28 protein-coding genes are annotated in these 23,220 nt (G+C 51.2%); 23 read left to right on the top strand and 5 right to left on the bottom strand.

Features of this window, described 5'->3' with window-relative positions:
• Positions 1 to 150: 150 nt before the first annotated feature.
• The 5 genes from ACO4R2_RS09505 (at position 151) to ACO4R2_RS09485 (ending at position 4,762) form a co-directional block, all read left to right on the top strand.
• Positions 151 to 573: a dihydrofolate reductase family protein gene (locus ACO4R2_RS09505; RefSeq protein WP_002560995.1), complete on the top strand. Its 423-nt coding sequence runs from the start codon at positions 151 to 153 to the stop codon at positions 571 to 573.
• Positions 574 to 811: 238 nt separating this feature from the next.
• Positions 812 to 1,414, top strand: coding sequence for an RteC domain-containing protein (locus ACO4R2_RS09500; protein WP_002560994.1), 603 nt, complete (start codon positions 812 to 814; stop codon positions 1,412 to 1,414).
• 140 nt (positions 1,415 to 1,554) lie between these two features.
• Positions 1,555 to 3,006, top strand: coding sequence for an ATP-binding protein (locus ACO4R2_RS09495; protein WP_002560993.1), 1,452 nt, complete (start codon positions 1,555 to 1,557; stop codon positions 3,004 to 3,006).
• A gap of 9 nt (positions 3,007 to 3,015) precedes the next feature.
• Complete coding sequence (locus ACO4R2_RS09490) at positions 3,016 to 4,179, top strand: GNAT family N-acetyltransferase (protein ID WP_349165646.1); 1,164 nt, start codon at positions 3,016 to 3,018, stop codon at positions 4,177 to 4,179.
• A 16-nt stretch (positions 4,180 to 4,195) separates the two neighbouring features.
• Positions 4,196 to 4,762, top strand: a complete 567-nt coding sequence (locus ACO4R2_RS09485; protein ID WP_002560991.1) for a hypothetical protein — start codon at positions 4,196 to 4,198, stop codon at positions 4,760 to 4,762.
• A gap of 41 nt (positions 4,763 to 4,803) precedes the next feature.
• Here ACO4R2_RS09485 and mobC read toward each other — a convergent pair whose 3' ends face one another.
• The 4 genes from mobC to ACO4R2_RS09465 form a co-directional block, all read right to left on the bottom strand.
• Positions 4,804 to 6,813 carry a conjugal transfer protein MobC gene (gene mobC, locus ACO4R2_RS09480; protein ID WP_002560990.1) on the bottom strand — a complete coding sequence of 670 codons (2,010 nt, stop codon included), beginning with the start codon at positions 6,811 to 6,813 and terminating at the stop codon, positions 4,804 to 4,806.
• 30 nt (positions 6,814 to 6,843) lie between these two features.
• Positions 6,844 to 8,091, bottom strand: coding sequence for a conjugal transfer protein MobB (gene mobB / locus ACO4R2_RS09475; RefSeq protein WP_002560989.1), 1,248 nt, complete (start codon positions 8,089 to 8,091; stop codon positions 6,844 to 6,846).
• Positions 8,070 to 8,498 carry a conjugal transfer protein MobA gene (mobA, locus tag ACO4R2_RS09470; RefSeq protein WP_002560988.1) on the bottom strand — a complete coding sequence of 143 codons (429 nt, stop codon included), beginning with the start codon at positions 8,496 to 8,498 and terminating at the stop codon, positions 8,070 to 8,072. The genes mobB and mobA overlap by 22 nt, the downstream gene beginning before the upstream one ends.
• 313 nt (positions 8,499 to 8,811) lie before the next feature.
• Positions 8,812 to 9,063, bottom strand: a complete 252-nt coding sequence (locus ACO4R2_RS09465) for a hypothetical protein (RefSeq protein WP_005827339.1) — start codon at positions 9,061 to 9,063, stop codon at positions 8,812 to 8,814.
• Between the two features lie 116 nt (positions 9,064 to 9,179).
• Between ACO4R2_RS09465 and ACO4R2_RS09460 the strand changes: the two genes are divergently transcribed.
• The 18 genes from ACO4R2_RS09460 to ACO4R2_RS09375 all read left to right on the top strand — a co-directional run bounded on the left by ACO4R2_RS09460 (position 9,180) and on the right by ACO4R2_RS09375 (position 22,837).
• Positions 9,180 to 9,935, top strand: a complete 756-nt coding sequence (locus ACO4R2_RS09460; protein ID WP_005827337.1) for a ParA family protein — start codon at positions 9,180 to 9,182, stop codon at positions 9,933 to 9,935.
• A gap of 5 nt (positions 9,936 to 9,940) precedes the next feature.
• Positions 9,941 to 10,390, top strand: coding sequence for a DUF3408 domain-containing protein (locus tag ACO4R2_RS09455; RefSeq protein WP_004311202.1), 450 nt, complete (start codon positions 9,941 to 9,943; stop codon positions 10,388 to 10,390).
• Entirely contained in the window at positions 10,387 to 10,776 is a 390-nt protein-coding gene (locus ACO4R2_RS09450) for a DUF3408 domain-containing protein (RefSeq protein ID WP_287647342.1), read from the top strand. The genes ACO4R2_RS09455 and ACO4R2_RS09450 overlap by 4 nt, the downstream gene beginning before the upstream one ends.
• Positions 10,773 to 11,513, top strand: a complete 741-nt coding sequence (locus ACO4R2_RS09445) for a hypothetical protein (RefSeq protein WP_005827331.1) — start codon at positions 10,773 to 10,775, stop codon at positions 11,511 to 11,513. Before ACO4R2_RS09450 ends, ACO4R2_RS09445 begins: the two co-directional genes overlap by 4 nt.
• Positions 11,514 to 11,714: 201 nt before the next feature.
• Positions 11,715 to 12,026, top strand: a complete 312-nt coding sequence (locus tag ACO4R2_RS09440; protein WP_004311205.1) for a DUF4134 domain-containing protein — start codon at positions 11,715 to 11,717, stop codon at positions 12,024 to 12,026.
• Between the two features lie 10 nt (positions 12,027 to 12,036).
• Positions 12,037 to 12,369 carry a DUF4133 domain-containing protein gene (locus ACO4R2_RS09435; protein WP_004311206.1) on the top strand — a complete coding sequence of 111 codons (333 nt, stop codon included), beginning with the start codon at positions 12,037 to 12,039 and terminating at the stop codon, positions 12,367 to 12,369.
• Entirely contained in the window at positions 12,366 to 14,870 is a 2,505-nt protein-coding gene (locus ACO4R2_RS09430; RefSeq protein WP_005827325.1) for a TraG family conjugative transposon ATPase, read from the top strand. Before ACO4R2_RS09435 ends, ACO4R2_RS09430 begins: the two co-directional genes overlap by 4 nt.
• 37 nt (positions 14,871 to 14,907) lie before the next feature.
• On the top strand, positions 14,908 to 15,291 hold the full coding sequence (locus tag ACO4R2_RS09425; RefSeq protein WP_004308928.1) for a DUF3876 domain-containing protein: 384 nt from the start codon (positions 14,908 to 14,910) through the stop codon (positions 15,289 to 15,291).
• A gap of 30 nt (positions 15,292 to 15,321) precedes the next feature.
• A complete protein-coding gene (locus ACO4R2_RS09420; RefSeq protein WP_004308927.1) occupies positions 15,322 to 15,951 on the top strand; it encodes a DUF4141 domain-containing protein in 630 nt (209 codons plus the stop codon).
• A 3-nt stretch (positions 15,952 to 15,954) separates the two neighbouring features.
• Positions 15,955 to 16,959: a conjugative transposon protein TraJ gene (traJ, locus tag ACO4R2_RS09415; protein WP_004308926.1), complete on the top strand. Its 1,005-nt coding sequence runs from the start codon at positions 15,955 to 15,957 to the stop codon at positions 16,957 to 16,959.
• Between the two features lie 31 nt (positions 16,960 to 16,990).
• Positions 16,991 to 17,614 (top strand): conjugative transposon protein TraK, encoded by a 624-nt coding sequence (gene traK, locus ACO4R2_RS09410; RefSeq protein ID WP_004308925.1) that lies wholly within the window; start codon positions 16,991 to 16,993, stop codon positions 17,612 to 17,614.
• A 6-nt stretch (positions 17,615 to 17,620) separates the two neighbouring features.
• Entirely contained in the window at positions 17,621 to 17,929 is a 309-nt protein-coding gene (locus tag ACO4R2_RS09405) for a TraL conjugative transposon family protein (RefSeq protein ID WP_004308924.1), read from the top strand.
• The gene (gene traM / locus ACO4R2_RS09400; protein ID WP_004308923.1) at positions 17,910 to 19,265 is read left to right on the top strand and encodes a conjugative transposon protein TraM; all 1,356 of its coding nucleotides are present in this window, start codon (positions 17,910 to 17,912) and stop codon (positions 19,263 to 19,265) included. The genes ACO4R2_RS09405 and traM overlap by 20 nt, the downstream gene beginning before the upstream one ends.
• 69 nt (positions 19,266 to 19,334) lie before the next feature.
• Complete coding sequence (gene traN, locus ACO4R2_RS09395; RefSeq protein ID WP_005827318.1) at positions 19,335 to 20,321, top strand: conjugative transposon protein TraN; 987 nt, start codon at positions 19,335 to 19,337, stop codon at positions 20,319 to 20,321.
• Positions 20,322 to 20,323: 2 nt separating this feature from the next.
• Positions 20,324 to 20,899 carry a conjugal transfer protein TraO gene (locus ACO4R2_RS09390; RefSeq protein ID WP_005827316.1) on the top strand — a complete coding sequence of 192 codons (576 nt, stop codon included), beginning with the start codon at positions 20,324 to 20,326 and terminating at the stop codon, positions 20,897 to 20,899.
• A gap of 8 nt (positions 20,900 to 20,907) precedes the next feature.
• Entirely contained in the window at positions 20,908 to 21,807 is a 900-nt protein-coding gene (locus ACO4R2_RS09385; RefSeq protein WP_004310298.1) for a toprim domain-containing protein, read from the top strand.
• Complete coding sequence (locus ACO4R2_RS09380; RefSeq protein ID WP_005827314.1) at positions 21,807 to 22,313, top strand: DUF3872 domain-containing protein; 507 nt, start codon at positions 21,807 to 21,809, stop codon at positions 22,311 to 22,313. The genes ACO4R2_RS09385 and ACO4R2_RS09380 overlap by 1 nt, the downstream gene beginning before the upstream one ends.
• Entirely contained in the window at positions 22,310 to 22,837 is a 528-nt protein-coding gene (locus ACO4R2_RS09375; RefSeq protein ID WP_005827312.1) for a glycoside hydrolase family protein, read from the top strand. The genes ACO4R2_RS09380 and ACO4R2_RS09375 overlap by 4 nt, the downstream gene beginning before the upstream one ends.
• Positions 22,838 to 22,899: 62 nt before the next feature.
• Here ACO4R2_RS09375 and ACO4R2_RS09370 read toward each other — a convergent pair whose 3' ends face one another.
• Positions 22,900 to 23,121, bottom strand: coding sequence for a DUF7688 family protein (locus ACO4R2_RS09370; protein WP_004310300.1), 222 nt, complete (start codon positions 23,119 to 23,121; stop codon positions 22,900 to 22,902).
• Positions 23,122 to 23,220 lie beyond the last annotated feature (99 nt).

Genomic DNA, 23,220 nt, shown 5'->3' with positions numbered 1-23,220 from the left:
ACTACGGAGACGATTGCGTGATGCTTATGCTATGCTTACGCATAGCGTGCATTCACGTACTCTCCGTAAAGGCTTTACCAGAGCCATCGCTTGAAGGTAGTGTGAATTGCACGCTACTTTTTTGCCCTTGCCTAATGAAAGGTAACGATTATGGGTAAAGTTCAGATTCTCGCCGTACTGACGATGGACGGATGTCTTTCTTCAGAGTTATATTATAAAGCACATCAGGATTTGTGCCTTGACCGTTGCGGTCTTGATGAAATCAGGAAGAACGCCCTTTACCGCGTGACACCAGACTATTCCATTTCAATGCTGCACGAATGGAGAAAAGACGGCACAAACATCCGTTACCTCGCGGAAGCCACACCGGACACGGCAGACTATATAAACGGACTACTGCGTATGCACGCTGTGGATGAAATCATACTATACACCGTTCCTTTCATATCCGGAAGCGGACGACATTTTTTTAAGTCGGCTCTGCCAGAGCAACACTGGACGCTTTCCTCTTTGAAAAGTTTTCCCAACGGTGTATGCCGCATTATCTACATCCTTGATAAAAAAGCAAGATAGCCAAAATGTGCGGCAAGCATACATTTTTATTTTCAAGAATAGAATAAATGTTCTGATTACAAACAATTTAAGTCGGAGATAATTTGTCCCTGTGAAAAAATATTGAATTTTATACCACTGAAATACAACACTTTGTAAAATTGAGCGTTGGATTTTTTGTTTTCTGCCGCGTTTTTTGCCAATTATATTCATGTGCGCATACCGAAAACAGAGTGTAAAATTTCAAAATTGACAGGACATGAATTATTTTTTATTGGCGGAAACCGAGTTCTTCCGCCGGATAAACGAAGCCGGAGACTGCAATATGGAAAAAGCATACACGGCTTTCGCCACCCAAGTAATAGAACTGTGCAACGGCGGCATGGACATGAACCTTACCGTCATCGCGCTTGCCTACATCGAAATCGAGTTGCAGCACCATCCGGTGCGTAATCTGTCAGAAGAAAGAAGAGAGATTGCCGCCTACGTCAGCAAGGCTCTGTCTTTCGTAAGAAAGATGCAGAAATTCCTTGCCACGCCCCAAGTGCCACCACTAATATCCGCCAACAACGCAACAGAAACCACCGCCAGCCTTCTTTGGACGGGCAACGCCATCGACCTCGTGGAACTTATCTACGGCATAGACGAGATGGGCTGTATCAACAACGGCAATATGCCGCTAAAACAGCTCGCCCCGATTCTCTACAAGATATTCGGTATTGAGTCGAAGGATTGCTACCGCTTCTATACCGACATCAAACGTCGGAAAAACGAAAGCCGTACCTATTTCCTCGACAAGATGCAGGAGAAACTGAACGAGAGAATGCTGCGCGATGAAGAGCTGGAACGTATGAGAAGATAAAATCAGGTATAAGCGGGAGAATGGTATCATGCTGTTCTCCCGTTTGAGTAAAATCTATACGAAAAAGGGCGTTTTCGGCGCGCTATTGCCCCGAATTTCAGCGAAAAACGCTATCTTTGTACAATTGTTACGAATTGAATATGAACATAGACAACCTCGATATAGTAAAACAACTGATAGCCGAAAAGGAAAACGGGCAGGTGGAGTTCAAGGAAACCACCGGGCAGTTGGAGCGCGGCATGGAAACGCTCTGCGCTTTCCTTAACAGCGAAGGTGGCACGGTGTTGTTCGGTGTGACCGACAAAGGAAAGATCATCGGGCAGGAAGTGAGCGACAAGACGAAGCGTGATATTGCGGAAGCCATCCGGCGTTTTGAACCATTTGCCACACTCGAAGTTTCGTATATCAGTATCCAAAATACAGACAAGAGTGTGATAGCCTTGTCTGCGGACAGCCAACGTTATATGCGTCCGTTCTCCTATAAGGGACGGGCTTATCTTCGATTGGAGAGCGTGACATCCTCCATGCCGCAAGACGTATATAACCAACTGCTTATGCAGCGAGGTGGGAAATACGCTTGGGAGGCGATGACGAATCCCGACATCAAAGTTACTGACCTTGATGAACATGCCATTATGGGAGCGGTACGTGGAGGCATCCGGTGCGGTCGCCTACCCGAAGCCACCATAAGGGAGGATTTGCCGACCATACTCGAAAAATTCAACCTGTTACATGACGGAAAACTGAATAATGCTTCCGCAGTCTTGTTCGGTCGTGATTTTTACTTCTATCCCCAGTGCCTGCTTCGGTTGGCGCGTTTCAAAGGAACTACAAAAGACGAGTTTATAGACAATCAGCGTACCACTGGCAATATCTACACACTGCTGGACACTGCAATGTCGTTCTTTTTCAAGCATCTTTCCCTTTCGGGCAAAGTTGAAGGCTTGTATCGGGAGGAAGAGCTTGAGATTCCTTACAAGGCATTGAGGGAATGCTGCACAAATGCCCTTTGCCACCGCTCATACCACCGTCCCGGCAGTTCGGTAGGAATTGCCATCTATGATGACCGTGTGGAGATTGAGAACAGTGGAACTTTTCCGCCGGATATAACAATGGAAAAGTTATTGAGCGGGCATAATTCAGAACCTCAAAACCTGATTATTGCGAATGTTCTGTATAAAAGCGAGGTTCTGGAAAGCTGGGGACGAGGCATCGGGCTTATGATAAGCGAATGCCGGCGTGTCGGCATTCCCGATCCGGAGTTTCATACAGATGGAAATAGTGTATGGGTTATTTTCCGCTATACCCGAAAAACTGTGGGGCACGACCCGACAATTACCCGACAGTTACCCCACAGTCACCCCACAGTTACCCCACAGGTGGAAAAGGTGTTGTCTGCAATCGGCACACAGACACTTTCAACCAAAGAGATTATGTGTGTGATAGGATTAAAGGACAAAAGTAATTTTTTAGAACTATATCTGTATCCAGCCATAAGGCAGAATTTGGTAGAGCCTATTTACCCGGAAAATCCGAAACATCCCCGGCAGAAATATCGTCTTACCGATAAAGGAAAAGAACTGTTGATATAATAACGGGGTATGGTGGCGAAAAAGAAGAAACAACAGGGGCATTACTGTCGGATTTGTAGCGAGTACAAAGCCAACGAGCAATTCAGCGGCAAAGGACACTCGCGGCATATCTGCAAGGAATGCCGGTCGCTTCCCGATGATGTGAAGGCGGACATGGTGCGCTGTAACGAGGTGGAACGAGCCGTTTTCAAATGCCTGATGAGCCGTCAGGACTGGGAACTGCTGGAAAAATATGCCAAGAAGTACAAGGACAAGGAATCCGGGCAGTTCGCGCAGGATATGTTGGACATGAAACGGGGCAATCAGACACCGGACGAGGATATGGAAGAGGATGATGTTTTAATAGAAGGCATCTATGAAGAGGAAACCATACCATTTGCCGAACTGGAGGATGACATCCGTTATCAGTTGGAAGAATTGTTGGCGGACAACATCAACGAGTTCATGATACACAAGAATTACATTCCCGAAGGCAAGGAACTGAAAGACATCAACGAATGGGTCATGAAAGAAACCCGTGACACCTTTTTTATAAAGGTTATTCCCGATGCCGCTTATGACAGTCTGGTGGAAGAAACGATCAACAGGCTTGTGAAGGAATGGAAAGAGGACGGATTTGAGATAAAGACCTATTCCGCATCGCTGGTCGTCATGGAAACGGAACGGCTGCTTATCCGCAGGATAACCCGTAAGGATATGGACGCACTCCTTGCCATAATGGGAAAGCCGGAAGTCATGTACGCTTGGGAACACGGCTTTACCAAAAAGGACGTGCGCAAATGGATAAACAGGCAACTCATCCGATACCGCAAGGACGGGTTCGGATATTTTGCCGTCATACTGAAAGAAAGCGGCGCATTGATAGGACAAGCCGGTCTGATGAATAGTACCCTAAACGGGAACGAGACTGTCGAGCTTGGCTATATACTCGATAACACATACTGGCATAACGGTTACGGTACGGAAGCCGCCCGCGCGTGTTTGGAATACGCCTTTGGAGAGCTGGAACTGAAAACTGTCTGTTGCAGTATCCGACCGGAAAACGTGGCATCCATCCGTGTGGTTGAAAGGCTGGGAATGACCTTGTGCGACAACCATACAATAATATACAACGAAAAAGAAATGCCGCATCAGATATATGTGGCAACCAATAGTAAATCCTATATCTTATAAGCGAAATCACTCAACAATGAAAACAAATAATATTAATTTATTTTGCGATATAGTTACTCAAAGGTCAGGAGAACATTCTTGCGCTATAAATATTTTGTTGCAACAACAATTATATGGGCAGGTAATATCTATTCTGCGTCAAGAATTAGATTCTATGGTAAGAGTTATGTTTTTGTTGTCAATTAGCGACTTAAACCTTAGAGAGCATTTTATAAACCAAACTTTGGAGGGAATAAAATGGTCTTATCCCAATACAAAGAAAGTCGTGACCGATAAACAAATGGTGGATTTAGCTGATAAATTTTATGGCTGGCCTTTTTTTGTTTATAAATTAGGATGCGCTTTTATTCATCTTTCAGCAATGGTATATTATAAAAACAGTAATCCATTTTTGCTTTTATCTGTTTCAGAAAGAAATGACATCACAAGGTTTTTACATCAATATCATAGTTTCCCGTTAGAGTTGGAATTGAATTTGGAAAATATCATCCCATATCTTGATAAAGTATTTAATAAAGTTTCAAGTAACTTAGCATGTTACATTGAAGATTTACGTCAAAATAAACTTTTGGAGGAATATTAAAATAAGGGAGGATTTTAGCTATCCTCCCTTATTTTAATAGGTTACTTCTGCTGCAACAGATGCTTCAGGTTGTCATCGCCCGCGATGCGCTCCAATTCCTCCTGAACAATCTGCTTCACCTCCTCCTTGATGCGCCGGTAATTTGCCTGCACCGTTTCCTTCATGCGGTCGTTGCCGTCTGCGTCAGTGAAATCGGTAATAACGGGGATTTTCTTGTAGGCACTTTCCTCCCGTTTTACCTTATCGGCATCCACCACAATCTCGCAGTGGAAAATCTTCTGTTCGATACGCTCGTTGAAGTTGTCGGACACCGAACCGACAAACATTCCCTGCGTCAAACCGGAAATCTTGCTGGGCGGGATAAGCGCGTCCATCTGCGTGTTAATGGAGGTGGAAACATCCTGCCGGTTGATGGAGATAGACTGCCGTTTCTGCAACACCTTACCGAATCGTTCCGATAGTGTCTTTGCCGTTTCACCTACCACCTGCCCGGAGAAAATGTTACCGACCGTATTCATCACCACTTTCGCCTCCTTATCACCGTAGTCGCGCACCAGCTGGCTGAAATCCTGAAATCCCAGACACACGGCAACCTTGTTGCTTCGGGCGGTAGCTATAAGATTGTCCAACCCTTTGAAATATATCGTCGGCAGCTCGTCTATGATGACCGACGACTTCAGCATCCCCTTCTTATTGATGAGCTTCACGATGCGGGAGTTATACAATCCGAGAGCCGCCCCGTAGATATTCTGACGGTCGGGATTGTTGCCCACGCATAGGATTTTCGGCTCTTCGGGATTGTTGATGTCCAGCGTAAACTCGCTGTCCGACATCACCCAATAGAGCTGCGGTGAAATCATCCTCGAAAGCGGAATTTTTGCCGACGCTATCTGCCCCATGAGCTGCTCCGCAGCCCCTCCGAGCCACGCATCCATGAACGGGGAAAGGTAGTTCTCCAGTTCGGGATAGGAAGTCAGTATCGGAAAAATATCCTCGTAGCGGCGGTTCAAAAATTCGATGGCATGGGGAAACGTGCAATATTTCCCGTTCTGATAGATTTTAAGATACCATATAATACTGGCGAACAAAATGATAGGTGATTCCACAAAGAAGTCACCCTGCTTTTGCACCCACGTTTTATTGAGGTTGAGCATTATTGTATAGGCACTCTCGTAGGCGTCCGTAATATCTTCCATAAAATCCGGGTGAATGGGATTGCACCGATGAGAGCGTCGCGGGTCGTCGAAGTTGATCACATAGAACTTCGGCTTCACCTTGTAGCCGTCAGGGTGGTTCAGCAGATGATTGTAGGCAATGGTGGACAAGTCGCTGAATTTGAAGTCATACACGTACATCAAGAAGCCCTTTTCAATCTGTTGCTTGATAAAATTGTTTACCACGGCGTATGACTTGCCGCTGCCCGGCGTACCCAACACGATGGACGCACGGAAGGGATTCACCACATTGATCCAACCGTTGTTCCAACGCTTTTTGTAATAGAAGCGTGTCGGCAAATTGACCGAATACTCGCTTTCGATGAGTCTTGTTTCCTGCATGAAACTCTCGTTCTCGTTGTTGAAAACATCCTCCATCAAATTGTGTTTCAACAGACGGCTCATCCACAGACCTCCCATCAACAGGCAGACATAGCCCGTACCGATGGTAAGGACATACAGCCCCATCACCGCCTCAATCGGAAGCGGCAGAGCCAGTATCCACCAGTTTAGGAAAAACAGCACGGACCCGGCGGCGAGTGCCGTCCATATTCTTCCCCAAGTGATTTTCTCTCCCTTGACCCCCTTTGTACCCAGACAGGACAGGGCAAGCAGCAGGACGGCAAACAGCTTTGTGTACAGTATGGAATGGAACAGCCCCGCCGTGCGGTCGAAGTTCAGAAGGATTCTGTCCACCACACCGATGTTCACGCCCCACAGCCGGATGACTTCGTAACAGAACCAGTACACGTTCATAACCACTAAAATAATACTCACGGCACGCAGAAAATCCATGATTTTCGCCAATGCCCTCAAATCGTCTTCTTGTTGTGACATACATTGATTTTTTAATTGTTGATACTCCGATTACAAACCCAAGCCCTTGCGCTTTTTCTTCTTTTTGCGCTTCATCGCCCGGATGAAAGCCTTTTCCTCAGCATCTACCGCCGGACCTTCGGGAGTGAGCAAGCCCATTCCGCCCGATACGTCTTCACGGTCGTATGCGGTCTGTCCGTATGCCTTGTCCGCAGCATCCATAGGGATGGATAACGGTATCGGCGGTTGTCCGGCGTATGGCAGGGTGAAGTGTTCCTGCAAGGCATTCGCCGAAAGCTCCTTGCCCATGCGAGAGCCGTTCAGTACACATCCTGTGCGGTGGTCGATAAACGTCGCTCCATAGATACGCCCTTCATCCGTGTAGCGCAGTACGGTGTCGATGCCCTTCTCTTTGAGTTGGGATACAAATTTGTCCTTGTCATAAGTGCCTTGCAGCACGGAAAGAACGGTGCGTTTCGTCATGTCGGCGAGCTTCCTGTCCTTAATCTCTGATTTGGAACGGATAAATTTTCTCTGTACGGCTTCATAACCTGCGGACTTCCCGAAAAGCGAGGACTTGAACGGGTTGCCCACCTTGTTACCCTTGTCGTCCGTGACGGAATAAACCAGCCCGTGATACTCCCGTCCGCGCACGTTGCCTCTCGCTTCCTCCACCGTCATATTATATAAGGAAAGGAGCGCACGGTATTCGCCCATCGTCTGAAAACGGTACTGCCCGTTCAGAGCCTTCACAGTGCCAGCCACCTGCTTCTTCACATCACCTGCCGATGCGTCCACCTTGCTTAGCGGCGTGTCAAGCCGGCGGTTCCTGCGCTCCGCGCCGTGCAGCCCGTATTTCTTCTCCAGCTCACGGGTGATTTGTTTGCTACGATAGTAGTTGTTCTTGTCGCTGATACATTTCCCGTTATCGTCCACCCGCACCGTCACGATGTGCAGGTGGTGGCGGTCGATGTCCTCGTGCTTGAAAACAAGATAAGGCTGGTTGCCGAAACCGAGTTTTTCCAGATACTCGCGGGCTATATCCTGCAATTCCGCATCGGTCAACACATCCTCCGGATGTGGGTTGAGCGAAATATGCACCACCGGCTTCTCCACCTTCATCTGTGGCGGCATGAAGGTGAGAAAACCCTCCATCGCCTTGTTGATGTCCACCTTTCCCGAACCGTCATTGTAGATGCGGTTGGTCGTAAGCAACCGCCCCTGCGCCTCGTTAATCTTCTCCCCGTTATAGGCAATCGCGCCGTACAACGAGTTTCCTACACTGATTTTTGCGACCATTTCGCCTCCATTTCCCTTGAAAGTTCCACAATCCGGCGGCTCAGTTTCACGAGTTCGACGGTGTGTTGCTCTAATTTGTAGAGCAACGCCATCGCCTTTTTCTCTGAAAAATGCAGCCTCAGTTCCTTCACGACTTGGTTGTAATTCGTACCCACGGCGCGGAACTGCGCATGAAAATCCGATAGCTTGGTGTAATAGTCCACCAGCGTCTTGTCCACCTTCAGCACCTTGAACGGCTGTCCGAAGAAGTGCGCTTTGAGGAAAACCGACCGTGCATAGACACCCGATTTTCCGAACATGGCGAGGAAACGATTGTGTTCCTCCTCGTTGAAACGGACGGTGTAACGGTACACCGCCGGATCAAGTTTGGGATTTCTCCCTGCTTTGCTTTTCCTTTTCTCTTTCATATTACTTTGGATTTAGCGGATTGACGGCATAAGCCGCCGCTTCGGATCACAGCACCGCAGTTCTGAAAGGCTTTCCGACTTCGGAGGGAAAGCCCGCCCCCTGCAAGGGCAAGGCGTTTTCCGGGATGCTCAAAATATTTTGAGCGGCTGAAAACATACCTTGCTATGTTCAGGTGAACATAAAAATCCGTCGGGGACGGATTGGGGATGATTCCTTTCAAACTCCGGGCTGCGCCACCTGCGGCGTACCCTGCCGTTCGGGTGCAAAGTTACGCCCTTAAGGCGATGTCCGACAGAGGCTTGACCCGGACAATCAGTGCCAACCGGCGCAACGTGCTGCCACTTGCCGGAGAAGTGATACAAGTTCCAAAATATCCTTGTTTATTTGCAGTGTGATTCGGATGTGGGACTGAAAATACACTCCTTCCGCCAGATGTTCGGACAGCAATCCGGGCATCAATCCAAACGGTTGAAAACAGGTGTATGTATTCAGATAGTTTTCCAAGCACACGTCCATGCGGACGGATAAAAGCATGGGCGGTTGGACAAACCGATGATTACCCATAGGCACAGCCGGATTAAGGAGTGAATAAATAAATGAATGGGAGCGCGTGCGTACGTACTAATGACAATACGCTACCGCCACCGGACAGATGTATAACCAAATAAATTATCAAAAAAATGAAAAAAGCAACTTATGTGGCAATCTCCACGCAGAAAGGTGGAGCGGGTAAGACAACCCTGACAGTGCTTGTAGCAAGCTATCTGCACTATGTGAAAGGCTACAACGTAGCCGTGGTGGACTGCGATTTTCCACAGTACAGTATCCATGACATGCGCAAGCGCGACATGAAAGCCGTCATGGAGGACGGGCATTACAAGGTGATGGCGTATGAGCAGCTCAAACGGCTGAAGAAGAACCCGTACACCATCAGATGCAGCCGTGCGGAAGATGCGGTAAAGACTGCCGAAAATCTGGTGGCAGCGCAGCCCGACCTCGATTTCGTGTTCTTCGACTTGCCGGGAACCATCAACAATGCCGATGTGGTGCAGACCATTTCCAAAATGGACTACATCTTCACGCCCATCATCGCCGACCGTGTGGTGATGGAGAGTTCCATTAAGTTCGCCACCGTTATCAACGAACAGATGATAAGCACGGGCAAGTCCGGTATCAAAGGGATTTACCTCGTGTGGAACATGGTGGACGGGCGCGAAAAGACGGAACTTTACAAAGCATACGACAAGGTCTGTGCCGAGTTCGCCCTGTCCATTCTGGAAACACATCTGCCGGACAGCAAGCGTTTCCGCAAGGAGACGGCGGCAGAACGCAAGGCAGTATTCCGCTCCACGGCGTTTCCGGCGGACAAAATACTGGTACGCGGCAGCAACCTCGACAAACTCGTCGATGAGATTCTCGGCATCATCAAAAACTGAATGGCATGGCAAAGAAAACAAGAATCGAGGACATCGACAGCGAAGCCGTAATCAACTCGTTTCGACTGGACGATACAAGCATTCCGCCGGAAGCGAGAAGCACGGACGGGAACGCTCCTGTCCCACCTCCGAAAGAAGCGATACAAGAAGCCGTTTCTCCACCCGCCTCGCACTCCAAAGAGGAGCCGGAACGCAGGCGCAGGAACAGCAAGCCGGAAAAATTGGATTATGACACAGTATTCATATGCGGTTCCAATATCACGGCAAGGCTCGGCAAGCAGGTCTATATCCGCAAGGAGTACCACGACCGCATACAGAAGATGCTTCATGTAATCGGAGGCAACGAAGTGACTATCGCGGCATTTCTTGACAACGTGCTGACACACCATTTCACGCTGTTCCAAGACGAGATAGCCGAATCGTTCAAACGGCACATGGAATCCTATAATTTATAAACACTCAAAAACAACAAAGAAGTATGAAAAGAACAAATAAGAACCGTCAGGCTGAGTATCTGCAAACAGGAAAGAGTGAAAGAACCGCTGTCCGTGCAGCAAAGTGTGTAACCGACTACGGGCAGGAAAATACCGACGTTGACTTCCGCAAGGATAAAGGCAGAGACAAACCGCTCTCGACTTTCCTGCAAGCATCGGAAATCAAAACGCGGCAATGTATATACATCAGCCGAGAAATTCATGAGAAAGTCGCTATCGTTACCAGTCGGATGGGAAACGGTTTGAGCATCGGCAAGTTTGTGGATAACATCCTCCGCGACCATTTCCGGCAATACGGGCAGCAGTACATGGAACAGATTGAAAACGCCCAAAAAGTAAGATTATGACAAAGGCGTTTTTAATCGTATCGGTTGCTTGCAACGTGTGGTTTCTGTTTCTGCTGTTCTATGACCGCATCATGGACACGAAGCTCATCCGTTTCTTCAGACATATTGCCGGGCTGTGGCGGTCATTGGACAGTACGGTGGCAGAGCAAGGAAAGGATAAGGAAATACCTCACGCAGACACCTCGGACATCATTGGCAAGAGCCGTTTCAAGATGGCATCGACCCGGACAACCGCTGCCATACCGACGCAAGAAGCCGCCACTTCGGAAAAAGGCATTGAGCTGTCGGAGGAAGAGGCTACTTTTGACGACGGAAACACGGAAACCGTCTCACGCCCGACACAAGTACCGGAGGACAAACTCGATGAAACCTTCACGAGCATCCCGCCCTCGGAACTGGAGTACGGAGAAGATGAACCGGAGGATGAAGAACCAGACAAAAAGCAGGCTTCGGGAAGTAGCTTCGAGGATATTGACATGGCAGTACACACCATACGGAAGGAATCACCATCCGATGAGGAAATGCGACACGCCGGAAAGGTCATGACGGAACTGGACGGGACAGAGCTTTTCACAAGAATAACGGAACGCCTGACCGATGAAGCAATGAGCGAGAGGCTTGCAAAGGCGATGGCAGTTTTCGTGGACACGGTGAACATGACCGTGACACAACAAAAGGAAAAGGTGTTCGTGATTCCCGACAACATCGAGGAGTTCGACTTCCGAAACTATGTATAACAACTAAAAAAGAATGGAAATGAAAACGTAAAATGACGACACCCACGCGCACGGCGGTACAAGGTACAGCCAACCCGCAACGGACAGCCCCAAGTCCGTAGAAACAAACGGGCAACCACTAAAACCAAAGTAAAGTAATCAAGTATCAACCGCCCGAAAAAGGACTATCCACCCTTTGGACGGCACAAAAAAGAACAGTTTATGAACAAGAACATCAGACAAAAGTTAATCATCGCTGCGGCACTTATGATTGCCGCAACCGCCTCCGCTTTCGCACAGGGAAACGGTCTGGCTGGCATCAACGAAGCCACCTCTATGGTGAGTTCGTATTTCGACCCCGGCACGAAATTAATCTACGCCATCGGCGCGGTAGTCGGGCTTATCGGTGGCGTGAAAGTGTACGGAAAATTCTCGTCCGGAGACCCGGACACCTCGAAGACCGCCGCCTCGTGGTTCGGGGCTTGTATCTTCTTGATTGTCGCCGCCACTATCCTGCGCTCATTCTTCCTTTAATAAACAATGTATGGCTGAATACCCGATAAACAAGGGTATCGGCCGTCCGGTCGAGTTCAAGGGTTTGAAGGCTCAGTACCTCTTCATCTTCTGCGGAGGTCTGCTGGCTCTCTTCGTCCTGTTCGTCATCCTCTATATGGTCGGCATCGACCAGTGGATATGTATCGGCTTCGGCGCGGCATCGTCTTCCGTCCTCGTATGGCAGACCTTCGCGCTGAACGCCCGGTACGGCGAACACGGGCTGATGAAATTGGGAGCGGCAAGGAGCCATCCCCGATACCTTATCAACCGACGGCGGATCACCCGATTACTCAAACGGCAACGAAAGGAAGAAACGACATGAGAAATACATCCAAAATGACAACACTGGAAAACAAGTTCCCCCTGCTGGCGGTGGAGCATGGCTGCATCATCTCCAAAGACGCCGACATCACGGTGGCTTTTGAGGTGGAACTGCCGGAGCTTTACACCGTGACGGGCGCAGAGTACGAGGCGATACACGGCTGCTGGTGCAAGGCTATCAAGGTGCTACCGTACTTCTGCGTCGTGCATAAGCAGGATTGGTTCATCAAGGAGAAATATATGCCGGAGTTACAGAAGGACGACATGAGTTTCTTGAGCCGTTCCTTTGAACGCCACTTCAACGAGCGTCCGTACCTGAAACACTCCTGCTATCTCTACTTGACCAAGACGACGAAAGAACGTAACCGTATGCAGAGCAACTTCAGTACGCTGTGCCGGGGACATATCATCCCGAAGGAGCTGGACAAGGAAACCGCCGGGAAGTTCATGGAGGCCGCCGAACAGTTCGAGCGCATCATGAACGACAGCGGCTTTGTGAGGCTGCGCCGCCTCTCCACCGACGAGATTGTCGGGACGGAGAAGTCCGCCGGGCTGATAGAGCGTTACTTCTCGCTCATGCCCGAAGGCGACACGACCTTGCAGGACATCGACCTCTCGGCAAAAGAAATGCGTATCGGTGACAACCGCCTGTGCCTGCACACCCTCTCCGACGCGGAGGATATGCCAGGAAAGGTGGCTACCGACATCCGCTACGAGAAACTCTCCACCGACCGCTCGGACTGTCGCCTCTCCTTCGCCTCCCCCGTGGGGCTGCTGCTTTCCTGCAACCACATCTATAACCAGTATGTGATTATCGACAACAGCGAGGAAAATTTGCAGAAGTTCGAGAAGTCCGCAAGGAATATGCAGTCGCTATCCCGATACAGCCGGAGCAACAGCATCAACCGCGAGTGGATAGACCAGTACCTGAACGAAGCCCATTCCTACGGGCTGACCTCGGTACGGGCGCACTTCAACGTCATGGCGTGGAGCGATGACGCGGAGGAACTGAAGCATATCAAGAACGATGTGGGCAGCCAGCTGGCAAGCATGGAGTGCGTGCCGCACCACAATACCATCGACTGCCCGACGCTCTACTGGGCGGCGATGCCCGGCAACGCGGCGGACTTCCCGGCGGAAGAGAGTTTCCATACATTCATCGAGCAGGCGGTGTGCCTCTTCACGGAGGAAACCAACTACCGCAGTTCGCTCTCGCCCTTCGGCATCAAGATGGTGGACAGGCTTACGGGAAAACCGTTGCACCTCGACATCAGCGACCTGCCGATGAAGCGGGGTATCACGACCAACCGCAACAAGTTCGTGTTGGGTCCTTCGGGCAGCGGCAAATCCTTTTTTATGAACCACCTCGTGAGGCAATACTACGAGCAGGGTACGCACGTGGTGCTGGTGGACACGGGAAACTCCTATCAGGGCTTGTGCGAGATGATCCGGTGCAAGACAAACGGGGCGGACGGCGTGTACTTCACCTACACGGAGGAGAAACCGATTTCGTTCAACCCGTTCTACACCGATGATTACGTGTTCGACGTGGAGAAAAAGGACAGCATCAAGACATTGCTGCTGACGCTCTGGAAGTCGGAGGACGACAAAGTGACGAAGACGGAGAGCGGCGAACTGGGCAGTGCGGTGAACGCCTATATCGAGCGTATCAGGGCTGACCGGAGCATCGTCCCCTCGTTCAACACCTTCTACGAGTATATGCGCGACGACTACCGCCGCGAACTGGCGGAACGTGAGATAAAGGTGGAGAAGTCCGACTTCAACATCGACAATATGCTCACCACCATGCGGCAGTATTACCGGGACGGACGCTACGACTTCCTGCTCAACTCCACGGAGAACATCGACCTGCTCGGCAAGCGGTTCATCGTCTTCGAGATTGACAGTATAAAGGAAAATCGCGAGCTTTTCCCTGTGGTGACCATCATCATCATGGAAGCCTTCATCAACAAGATGCGCCGATTGAAAGGCGTAAGGAAACAGTTGATAGTGGAAGAGGCTTGGAAGGCTCTATCTTCGGCGAACATGGCTGAGTACCTGCGCTATATGTACAAGACCGTGCGCAAGTATTACGGGGAGGCAATCGTGGTGACGCAGGAGGTGGACGACATCATTTCCTCGCCCGTCGTCAAGGAGAGCATCATCAACAACTCCGACTGCAAGATACTCCTTGACCAGCGGAAGTACATGAACAAGTTTGATGCCATACAGTCCCTGTTGGGTCTGACGGAGAAAGAGAAGTCGCAGATACTCTCCATCAACATGGCGAACAACCCGTCAAGGCTCTACAAGGAAGTGTGGATAGGACTGGGCGGCACGCAGTCGGCAGTCTATGCCACCGAAGTTAGTGCTGAAGAGTATCTGGCGTACACCACCGAAGAAACGGAAAAAGTAGAGGTTTACCGTCTGGCGGAACAGTTGGGCGGCGACATTGAAGCCGTCATCCGGCAGCTTGCCGAAAGGCGGAGAAAAAAGGAATAAATAGAAACAGATTCATCAACTAAAAAAGAAAATGCGTATGAGTATATCAAGAACGAAAATGCTGCAAGTCAGCAAGTGTTTAATCGGGCTGGCGGTCATGGTGCTGCAATCCTGCGACATAACGGACAACCGACGCGACCTGCTTTGCGGGAACTGGGAGAGTGTGGAGGGCAAGCCCGACGTGCTTATCTACAAGGAGGGCGAAGCCTATAAGGTGACGGTATTCAAGCGGAGCGGCATCCGCCGCAAGCTGAAGCCGGAAACCTATCTCTTGCAGGAGGAGAACGGCAATCTGTTCATGAACACCGGATTCCGCATCGACGTGTCCTACAACGAGGCGACGGACATCCTGACCTTCTCGCCGAACGGGGACTACGTGCGTGTGAACCCGAAACCGGACCATCCGATAGGCGAGCAATAAATAATGAAATCCACTAAAATCCAAAGTAACATGAGAACAAGAATAACACTTATTATCTGCCTGTGCCTGTTTGCAGTCGGCAGGGCAAGCGCACAGTGGGCGGTGATAGACCCGTCCAACATCGCGCAGAGCATCGTGAACACCTCGAAGAACGTGGTACACACTTCCACGACCGCCCAGAATATGATAAAAAATTTTCAAGAGACCGTGAAGATTTACGAACAGGGCAAGAAGTATTACGACGCACTCAAATCCGTGAACAATCTGGTAAAGGACGCCCGGAAGGTGCAGCAGACCATCCTGATGGTGGGTGACATCACCGACACCTATGTGACCAGTTTCCAGAAGATGATGCGTGACGACAACTTCACGGTGGAGGAACTGGGAGCCATCGCCTTTGGCTACACCAAGTTATTGGAGGAATCCAACGATGTGCTGACGGAACTGAAGAATGTGGTGAATATCACCACGCTCTCCATGACGGACAAGGAGCGCATGGACGTGGTGGAACGCTGCTACTCCAAAATGAAGCGTTACCGCAACCTCGTGAGCTACTACACCAACAAGAACATTAGCGTGAGTTACCTGCGTGCGAAGAAGAAAAACGACCTTGACCGCATCATGGGGCTGTACGGGAACATGAACGAAAGATATTGGTAGCCTATGAATTTCGACAACCTTCACCAAATTCTGCGCTCGCTCTACGAACAGATGATGCCGCTATGCGGGGACATGGCGGGCGTGGCGAAAGGCATCGCTGGGCTGGGCGCACTCTTTTATGTGGCCTACCGGGTATGGCAGTCGCTGGCGAGAGCCGAACCGATAGACGTGTTCCCTATGCTCCGCCCGTTCGCTATCGGTCTGTGCATCATGTTCTTTCCGACGGTGGTACTGGGTACGATAAACAGCATCATGTCGCCCGTCGTGCAGGGTACGGCAAAGATGCTGGAGGCGGAAACGCTGGACATGAACCGATACCGTGAGCAGAAGGACAAACTGGAGTACGAAGCGATGATGCGCAATCCCGAAACCGCCTACCTCGTGTCAAATGAGGAGTTTGACAAACAACTGGAAGAACTGGGCTGGTCGCCCGGCGACATGGTGACGATGGCGGGGATGTACATCGAGCGCGGGATGTACAACATGAAGAAGGGCATCCGCGACTTCTTCCGCGAGATACTGGAACTGATGTTCCAAGCCGCCGCCCTCGTGATAGACACCATCCGCACGTTCTTCCTCGTGGTGCTGGCGATACTCGGTCCGATAGCCTTCGCCATATCGGTGTGGGACGGCTTCCAAAGCACGCTTACACAGTGGATATGCCGCTACATACAGGTCTATCTGTGGCTGCCCGTGTCGGATATGTTCAGCACCATACTGGCGAAGATACAAGTGCTGATGCTGCAAAGCGACATCGAACGGATGCAGGCTGACCCGAACTTCTCGCTGGATTCGAGCGACGGGGTGTACATCGTCTTCATGATAATCGGCATCATTGGTTACTTCACCATCCCCACGGTAGCAGGCTGGATTATCCAAGCCGGAGGCATGGGAAGCTACGGTCGCAACGTGAACCAGACGGCAGGACGAGCCGGAAGTATGGCGGGCAGCGTGGCGGGCGCAGCCGCAGGAAACGTGGTCGGACGTGTCGGGAAGCTGCTGAAATAATCAACTGACAATTAAAAACGAATAAACAACAATGGAATTTAAGTCACTTAAAAACATCGAATCATCGTTCAGGCAGATACGCCTGTTCGGTATCGTCTTCCTCTCGTTGTGTGCCGTAATAACGGTATGGAGCGTGTGGAGTTCCTACCGCTTCGCGGAGCGGCAACGGGAAAAGATTTACGTGCTGGACAACGGCAAGTCGCTGATGCTGGCTCTCTCGCAAGACTTGTCGCAGAACCGTCCGGCAGAAGCGAGGGAACACGTGCGCCGTTTCCACGAGCTGTTCTTCACGCTCTCACCCGAAAAGAGCGCGATAGAGCATAACGTGAAACGCGCCCTGCTATTAGCGGACAAAAGCGTGTACAACTACTATTCGGACTTTGCCGAGAAGGGGTACTACAACCGCATCATCGCCGGGAACATCAATCAGGTGTTGAAGGTGGACAGCGTGGTGTGCGATTTCAACGGCTATCCCTACCGTGCCGTGACCTACGCCACGCAGAAGATCATCCGGCAGAGCAACGTCACCGAGCGCAGCCTCGTGACTACGTGCCGCCTCTTGAACTCGTCCCGTTCGGACGACAATCCCAACGGTTTCACCATCGAGGGATTCACCATCATCGAGAACAAGGATTTACAAACCATCAAAAGGTAAACGGACATGAAGAAAATCAAAAAATCATTTTGGCGTGCGTACTGGAAGCTCCACGACAAAAAGAAAATGCTGGTGGCAAGGCTCAAAGGCTATCTGGACGGTTTGCCCCCGAAGACACGCAGGCGCATCGTGCTGGCGATGCTCGCCGCCTTTGCGGTGCTTGCCCTCTACACCTTCGGCAAAGCCGTCTATGAAATCGGCAGGAATGACGGCAGCCGGATGGTAACAGACCATGCCGGACAGGTGGAACTGTCCATAAAGCCGGACAACAATCATAATGTAATACCTTATTTATATGGAACAGACGAAGAATGAACCTAAAAACGAGAACAAGGCGGCTCCCGACAACGGGAAACCGAAGAAGGAGCGCAAGCCGCTGACCGAAGCCCAAAGGCTGAAACGTCAGAAAATGATAGTGCTGCCCGCTATAGTGCTGGTATTCATCGGTGCTATGTGGCTGATATTCGCCCCGTCTTCCGACAAGGAGCAGCAACCGGGAACGGGTGGTTACAACATCGAAATGCCCGACGCTGACAAGGCGAACCGCCAGATCATCGGCGACAAGGCGAAAGCCTACGAACAGGGAGCAATGGAGGAACGGCAGGAGAACCGCAGCCGCGCCATGCAGGAACTGGGCGATATGTTCGACCGCGAGGTGGCGGAAACGGACGGCGGCAGGGACTTCGACCTTGCTAATCCCGGAAATGCGGAAGATGCAACAGCAAAATCATCCGCTCCGAAAACCATCCAATCCTCCGCAGCTGCCTACCGCGACCTCAATACCACGCTCGGCAACTTCTATGAGCAGCCGAAGAACGACAACGCGGAAATGGACGAACTGTTGGAGCGTATCGCCTCGCTGGAATCGGAACTGGAAACCGAGAAAGGCAAGGCATCCTCTATGGATGATCAAGTGGCACTCATGGAAAAGTCCTACGAGCTGGCGGCGAAGTACATGGGCGGTCAGAACGGTACACAGCCACCTGTCGGACAGGCGGCAGAACCTTACCATGTGCAGAAAGCCGGAAAGAACACGGCTGCACCTGTCAGGCAGGTAACGCATCAGGTGGTATCTTCGCTCTCACAGCCGATGAGCAACGCTGAGTTTGTCGCCTCCTTCTCGCAGGAGCGCAACCGCAGTTTCAATACGGCGGTGGGTGTCACGACTGTATCGGACAGGAACACCATATCGGCGTGTGTCTATGGGGCGCAGAGTGTGACTGACGGGCAGGCGGTAAGATTACGGCTGCTGGAGCCGATGGCAGTGGCGGACAAAATCATACCCCGCAATGCAGTGGTGGTAGGCACGGCAAAGATTCAGGGCGAACGACTCGATATTGAAATTACTTCGCTGGAGTACGCAGGTACGATTATACCGGTAGAACTGGCGGTGTATGACACGGACGGACAGCCCGGCATCTTCATTCCAAACTCGATGGAGATGAACGCCGTCAGGGAGGTTGCCGCCAACATGGGCGGCTCGCTGGGCAGCAGCATTAATATCTCCACCAACGCAGGGGCGCAGCTCGCCTCCGACTTGGGCAAGGGGCTGATACAAGGCACGAGCCAGTATATCGCCAAGAAGATGCGTACCGTCAAGGTGCATCTGAAATCCGGATACAAGGTCATGCTATATCAGGACAGAGATTGAAAACAATAACAATCAACGACTAAAAAAACAACAACCAAATTTTTATTTACCACTAAAATCCAAAGTAGAATGAAAAAAGTAATCATCATGTTTGCCCTCGCTATGGGCATCGTAACTGCCAACGCGCAGGAGAACGTAACCGTTGTAACGGACAACGGAAGTGAACAACCGACCTTGACAAAGGAGGTCTATCCGCAGAAGGAGGCGGACGGCGATCTGTATCACGGGCTGACAAAGAAGCTGACCTTCGACCGCATGGTTCCCCCGCACGGCTTGGAAGTGACCTACGACAAGACCGTCCACGTCATTTTCCCCTCGGAGGTGCGCTACGTCGATTTAGGCTCGCCCGACCTGATTGCGGGTAAAGCCGACGGAGCGGAGAACGTCATCCGCGTGAAAGCGACCGTGAGGAACTTCCCGAACGAAACCAATATGTCCGTGATAACGGAGGACGGGAGTTTCTACACCTTCAACGTGAAGTACGCCGCCGAACCGCTGCTGCTCAACGTGGAGATGTGCGACTTCATCCATGACGGCGAGGCGGTGAACCGTCCGAACAACGCGCAGGAAATCTATCTGAAAGAGCTGGGTAGCGAAAGTCCCATGCTGGTGCGCCTTATCATGAAGTCCATTTACAAGCAGAACAAGCGTGAGGTGAAACACATCGGCTGCAAGCGTTTCGGCATCCAGTACCTTCTGAAAGGCATCTACACGCACAACGGACTTCTCTATTTCCACACGGAAATCAGGAACCAAAGCAACGTGCCTTTCGATGTGGACTATATCACGTGGAAAATCGTGGACAAGAAGGTGGCGAAGCGTACCGCCGTGCAGGAGCAGATCATCCTGCCGCTCCGTGCGCAGAACTATGCCACCTGTGTGCCGGGCAGAAAGAGCGAGCGCACGGTATTCACGATGGCGAAGTTCACCATCCCCGACGGCAAGTGCCTCGTGGTGGAGCTGAACGAGAAGAACGGAGGCCGTCATCAGTCCTTCGTGATTGAGAACGAGGACTTGGTACGTGCGGGTACCATCAACGAACTTCAAGTGCGCTGACCATGAGAAAGCACATCGCAATCATCATCGCGTCGCTTGCCCTCTTCACGGGGCAGGCGCACGCCCAGCGGTGCCTGCCGAAGATGCAGGGCATCGAATTGAGAGCTAACCTTGTGGACGGTATGCGTTTAAGTGGCAACAATGGCGGTTACAGTTTCGGGGCGGCTCTCTCCACCTACACGAAGAACGGTAACAAGTGGGTGTTCGGTGGCGAATACCTCTTGAAGAACAACCCGTACAAGGATACCGCCATACCTGTGGCGCAGTTCACGGCGGAGGGCGGTTATTATTTCAAGATACTCTCCGACGCCCGTAAAATAGTGTTCGTCTATGCGGGGGCTTCGGCTCTCGCCGGATATGAGTCGGTGAATTGGGGCGAGAAAGTGCTGCATGACGGCTCCACGCTCCATGACCGGGACGCCTTCATCTACGGCGGTGCGCTGACGCTCGATGTGGAGTTTTACGTGGCTGACCGTATCGCCCTGCTCGCCAACCTCCGGGAGCGCCTGCTGTGGGGTGGCGACACACGGAAGTTCCATACGCAGTTCGGGGCGGGCGTCAAGATAATCATCAACTGACACGTCGCATGGAACGGACGGACATTGAGAATATGAGGCAGATACCCATTGCGGACTTTCTCGCACGGCTGGGACATGAGCCTGTCCGAAGGAGCGGAAACGAGCTGTGGTATCGTGCGCCATACCGCAGTGAACGCACGCCCTCCTTCCGTGTGAACGTGGCGAAACAGCTCTGGTACGACTTCGGCTTGGGCAAGGGCGGCGACATCTTCACGCTTGTCGGGGAGTTTACCCGAAGCGGGGATTTCATGGCGCAGGCGAGATTCATAGCGGAAACCGCCCGTATGCCGCTTGCCGCAGCAGAAAAGCCGTTGTACCTGCCGGAACCGTCCGAACCTGCCTTTGAGGGAGTGGAAGCCGTCCCGCTGCTCCGCTCTCCGCTGACGGAGTATTTGAAGGAAAGAGGCATCCCTTATGCCGTTGCATCCCGCCACTGCTGCCGCCTGAACTACGGCGTGCGTGGTAAGCGGTACTTTGCCGTCGGCTTTCCGAACGTGTCGGGCGGCTATGAAACCCGAAGCCGCCGTTTCAAGGGTTGCGTACCACCAAAGGACGTGTCGCTGGTCAAGGCGGGGGACATCCCGGCGGACGTGTGCAGCGTGTTCGAGGGCTTTATGGACTTCCTGTCCGCCGTCACGCTCGGTTTGGCAACGGGTGACTGCCTTGTGCTGAACTCCGTCGCCAACGTGGAAAAGGCTTTGAAACATCTGGACGGGTACGAGCGCATCGACTGTTACCTCGACCGAGACGAAGCCGGACGCAGGGCAATGGAAGCCCTGCGGACACGCTACGGAGGAAAGGTGACAGACCGTTCCGGCATCTATCAAGGCTGCAAGGACTTGAACGAGTACCTGCAACAAGTATCAAGAAAACAACAAAAGAACAACAATCTAAAAATCAAAGAATAATGAACATACTGAACAACAAGAACAAGAGAACATCAATCTTCAAGGCGTTGGCACTCTGCCTGTTCGCCGCAGTGTCATTCACATTCGTATCGTGCGACGACGATATGGACATCCAGCAATCCTATCCCTTCACGGTGGAAACCATGCCCGTGCCGAACAAGGTCACAAAGGGGCAGACGGTGGAAATCCGCTGTGAGCTGAAGAAAACGGGCGATTTCGCCAATACCCTCTATACCATCCGGTATTTCCAGTTCGAGGGTGAGGGCACACTGAAAATGGACAACGGCATCACTTTCCTGCCCAATGACCGCTACCTGCTCGAAAACGAGAAGTTCCGGCTGTACTACACGGCGCAAGGTGACGAGGCGCACAACTTCATCGTGGTAGTGGAGGACAATTTCGGCAACTCCTATGAGTTGGAATTTGACTTCAACAACCGAAACGTGAAGGATGACGGGGTTATCACTGTTGTCCCCATCGGGAACTTCAAGCCCCTTACACGATGATGCGTGTATTCATGGCTATCCTCTGTTCGCTTCTGGCGGTCTGTTCCGTGTCCGCACGGAACAGACGCCATGAGGGAACGGACGGGCAGGCGGCTATCTACCGGCTGCCACCATTTGAGAGAGCGGTGCGATGCACGAAGTATTTTGAGGGCTGGCATTCGGAAAAACATCACCCGTATGTAGGATATGGACATCGGTTGCAGCCGGGGGAAAGATATTCGGCACGCACCATGACGAAGCGGCAGGCGGACGCGCTTCTGCGAAAAGACCTGCGGAAGTTCTGCGCGATGTTCCAGCAGTTCGGGAAGGATTCGCTTCTGCTTGCCACGCTCGCCTACAATGTCGGTCCGTACCGTCTTTTGGGGAGTGGGAAGATACCCAAAAGCACGCTAATCCGAAAGCTGGAGGCGGGTGACAGGAACATCTACCGGGAGTATATCGCTTTCTGTAACTATAAGGGGAAACGCCACGCCATGCTGCTCAAACGAAGGAAGGCTGAGTTTGCGCTGCTGTATGTACCATAAAGAATAAGTGTCTGACGAAAGAAACTCCGATGAAGCCGCCAACTTCATCGGAGTTTCAGTTTTCATACATTCGGGATTGTCCCTTTGCCTGCAACCTCACCGTCCCTGCAATGCTCTATGATACCGGGTGAAAATCCCATGCTGCCGATTGCGATATGCCGGATATAGTCTGTATATTCCTGACCTTGAAAATTCCTGCCCGTAAGGTTCTTGAAAACCATCTTTATGCTTATGCCGTCGTTGCTGTACAAGATGGTTTTTCCGTTCTGTCTGATTGTTTCCATGATTAAAACTTGTTTTTGTGAATACTATCGTAGATTGGTACAAAGGTTTCTTTGCCTACTTTCTTATCCGCCATCATGCTCATGAAAGAAAGTAGGCGG

This window comes from Alloprevotella sp. (assembly GCF_057240785.1).
The sequence above is the reverse complement of the archived record's forward strand: the minus strand, read 5'-3'. Positions and strand labels throughout refer to the sequence as shown.

Coding starts and splice junctions, on each gene's coding strand:
- traK (WP_004308925.1), top strand. CDS start 16,991: ATGGAATTTAAGTCACTTAAAAACATCGAATCATCGTTCAGGCAGATA.
- ACO4R2_RS09390 (WP_005827316.1), top strand. CDS start 20,324: ATGAGAAAGCACATCGCAATCATCATCGCGTCGCTTGCCCTCTTCACG.
- traM (WP_004308923.1), top strand. CDS start 17,910: ATGGAACAGACGAAGAATGAACCTAAAAACGAGAACAAGGCGGCTCCC.
- ACO4R2_RS09405 (WP_004308924.1), top strand. CDS start 17,621: ATGAAGAAAATCAAAAAATCATTTTGGCGTGCGTACTGGAAGCTCCAC.
- ACO4R2_RS09460 (WP_005827337.1), top strand. CDS start 9,180: ATGAAAAAAGCAACTTATGTGGCAATCTCCACGCAGAAAGGTGGAGCG.
- traJ (WP_004308926.1), top strand. CDS start 15,955: ATGAATTTCGACAACCTTCACCAAATTCTGCGCTCGCTCTACGAACAG.
- mobA (WP_002560988.1), bottom strand. CDS start 8,498: ATGAAAGAGAAAAGGAAAAGCAAAGCAGGGAGAAATCCCAAACTTGAT.
- ACO4R2_RS09495 (WP_002560993.1), top strand. CDS start 1,555: ATGAACATAGACAACCTCGATATAGTAAAACAACTGATAGCCGAAAAG.
- ACO4R2_RS09465 (WP_005827339.1), bottom strand. CDS start 9,063: ATGGGTAATCATCGGTTTGTCCAACCGCCCATGCTTTTATCCGTCCGC.
- ACO4R2_RS09490 (WP_349165646.1), top strand. CDS start 3,016: ATGGTGGCGAAAAAGAAGAAACAACAGGGGCATTACTGTCGGATTTGT.
- ACO4R2_RS09500 (WP_002560994.1), top strand. CDS start 812: ATGAATTATTTTTTATTGGCGGAAACCGAGTTCTTCCGCCGGATAAAC.
- ACO4R2_RS09435 (WP_004311206.1), top strand. CDS start 12,037: ATGGCTGAATACCCGATAAACAAGGGTATCGGCCGTCCGGTCGAGTTC.
- mobC (WP_002560990.1), bottom strand. CDS start 6,813: ATGTCACAACAAGAAGACGATTTGAGGGCATTGGCGAAAATCATGGAT.
- ACO4R2_RS09375 (WP_005827312.1), top strand. CDS start 22,310: ATGATGCGTGTATTCATGGCTATCCTCTGTTCGCTTCTGGCGGTCTGT.
- ACO4R2_RS09385 (WP_004310298.1), top strand. CDS start 20,908: ATGGAACGGACGGACATTGAGAATATGAGGCAGATACCCATTGCGGAC.
- ACO4R2_RS09445 (WP_005827331.1), top strand. CDS start 10,773: ATGACAAAGGCGTTTTTAATCGTATCGGTTGCTTGCAACGTGTGGTTT.
- ACO4R2_RS09505 (WP_002560995.1), top strand. CDS start 151: ATGGGTAAAGTTCAGATTCTCGCCGTACTGACGATGGACGGATGTCTT.
- ACO4R2_RS09425 (WP_004308928.1), top strand. CDS start 14,908: ATGAGTATATCAAGAACGAAAATGCTGCAAGTCAGCAAGTGTTTAATC.
- ACO4R2_RS09430 (WP_005827325.1), top strand. CDS start 12,366: ATGAGAAATACATCCAAAATGACAACACTGGAAAACAAGTTCCCCCTG.
- mobB (WP_002560989.1), bottom strand. CDS start 8,091: ATGGTCGCAAAAATCAGTGTAGGAAACTCGTTGTACGGCGCGATTGCC.
- ACO4R2_RS09420 (WP_004308927.1), top strand. CDS start 15,322: ATGAGAACAAGAATAACACTTATTATCTGCCTGTGCCTGTTTGCAGTC.
- ACO4R2_RS09485 (WP_002560991.1), top strand. CDS start 4,196: ATGAAAACAAATAATATTAATTTATTTTGCGATATAGTTACTCAAAGG.
- ACO4R2_RS09380 (WP_005827314.1), top strand. CDS start 21,807: ATGAACATACTGAACAACAAGAACAAGAGAACATCAATCTTCAAGGCG.
- traN (WP_005827318.1), top strand. CDS start 19,335: ATGAAAAAAGTAATCATCATGTTTGCCCTCGCTATGGGCATCGTAACT.
- ACO4R2_RS09455 (WP_004311202.1), top strand. CDS start 9,941: ATGGCAAAGAAAACAAGAATCGAGGACATCGACAGCGAAGCCGTAATC.
- ACO4R2_RS09440 (WP_004311205.1), top strand. CDS start 11,715: ATGAACAAGAACATCAGACAAAAGTTAATCATCGCTGCGGCACTTATG.
- ACO4R2_RS09370 (WP_004310300.1), bottom strand. CDS start 23,121: ATGGAAACAATCAGACAGAACGGAAAAACCATCTTGTACAGCAACGAC.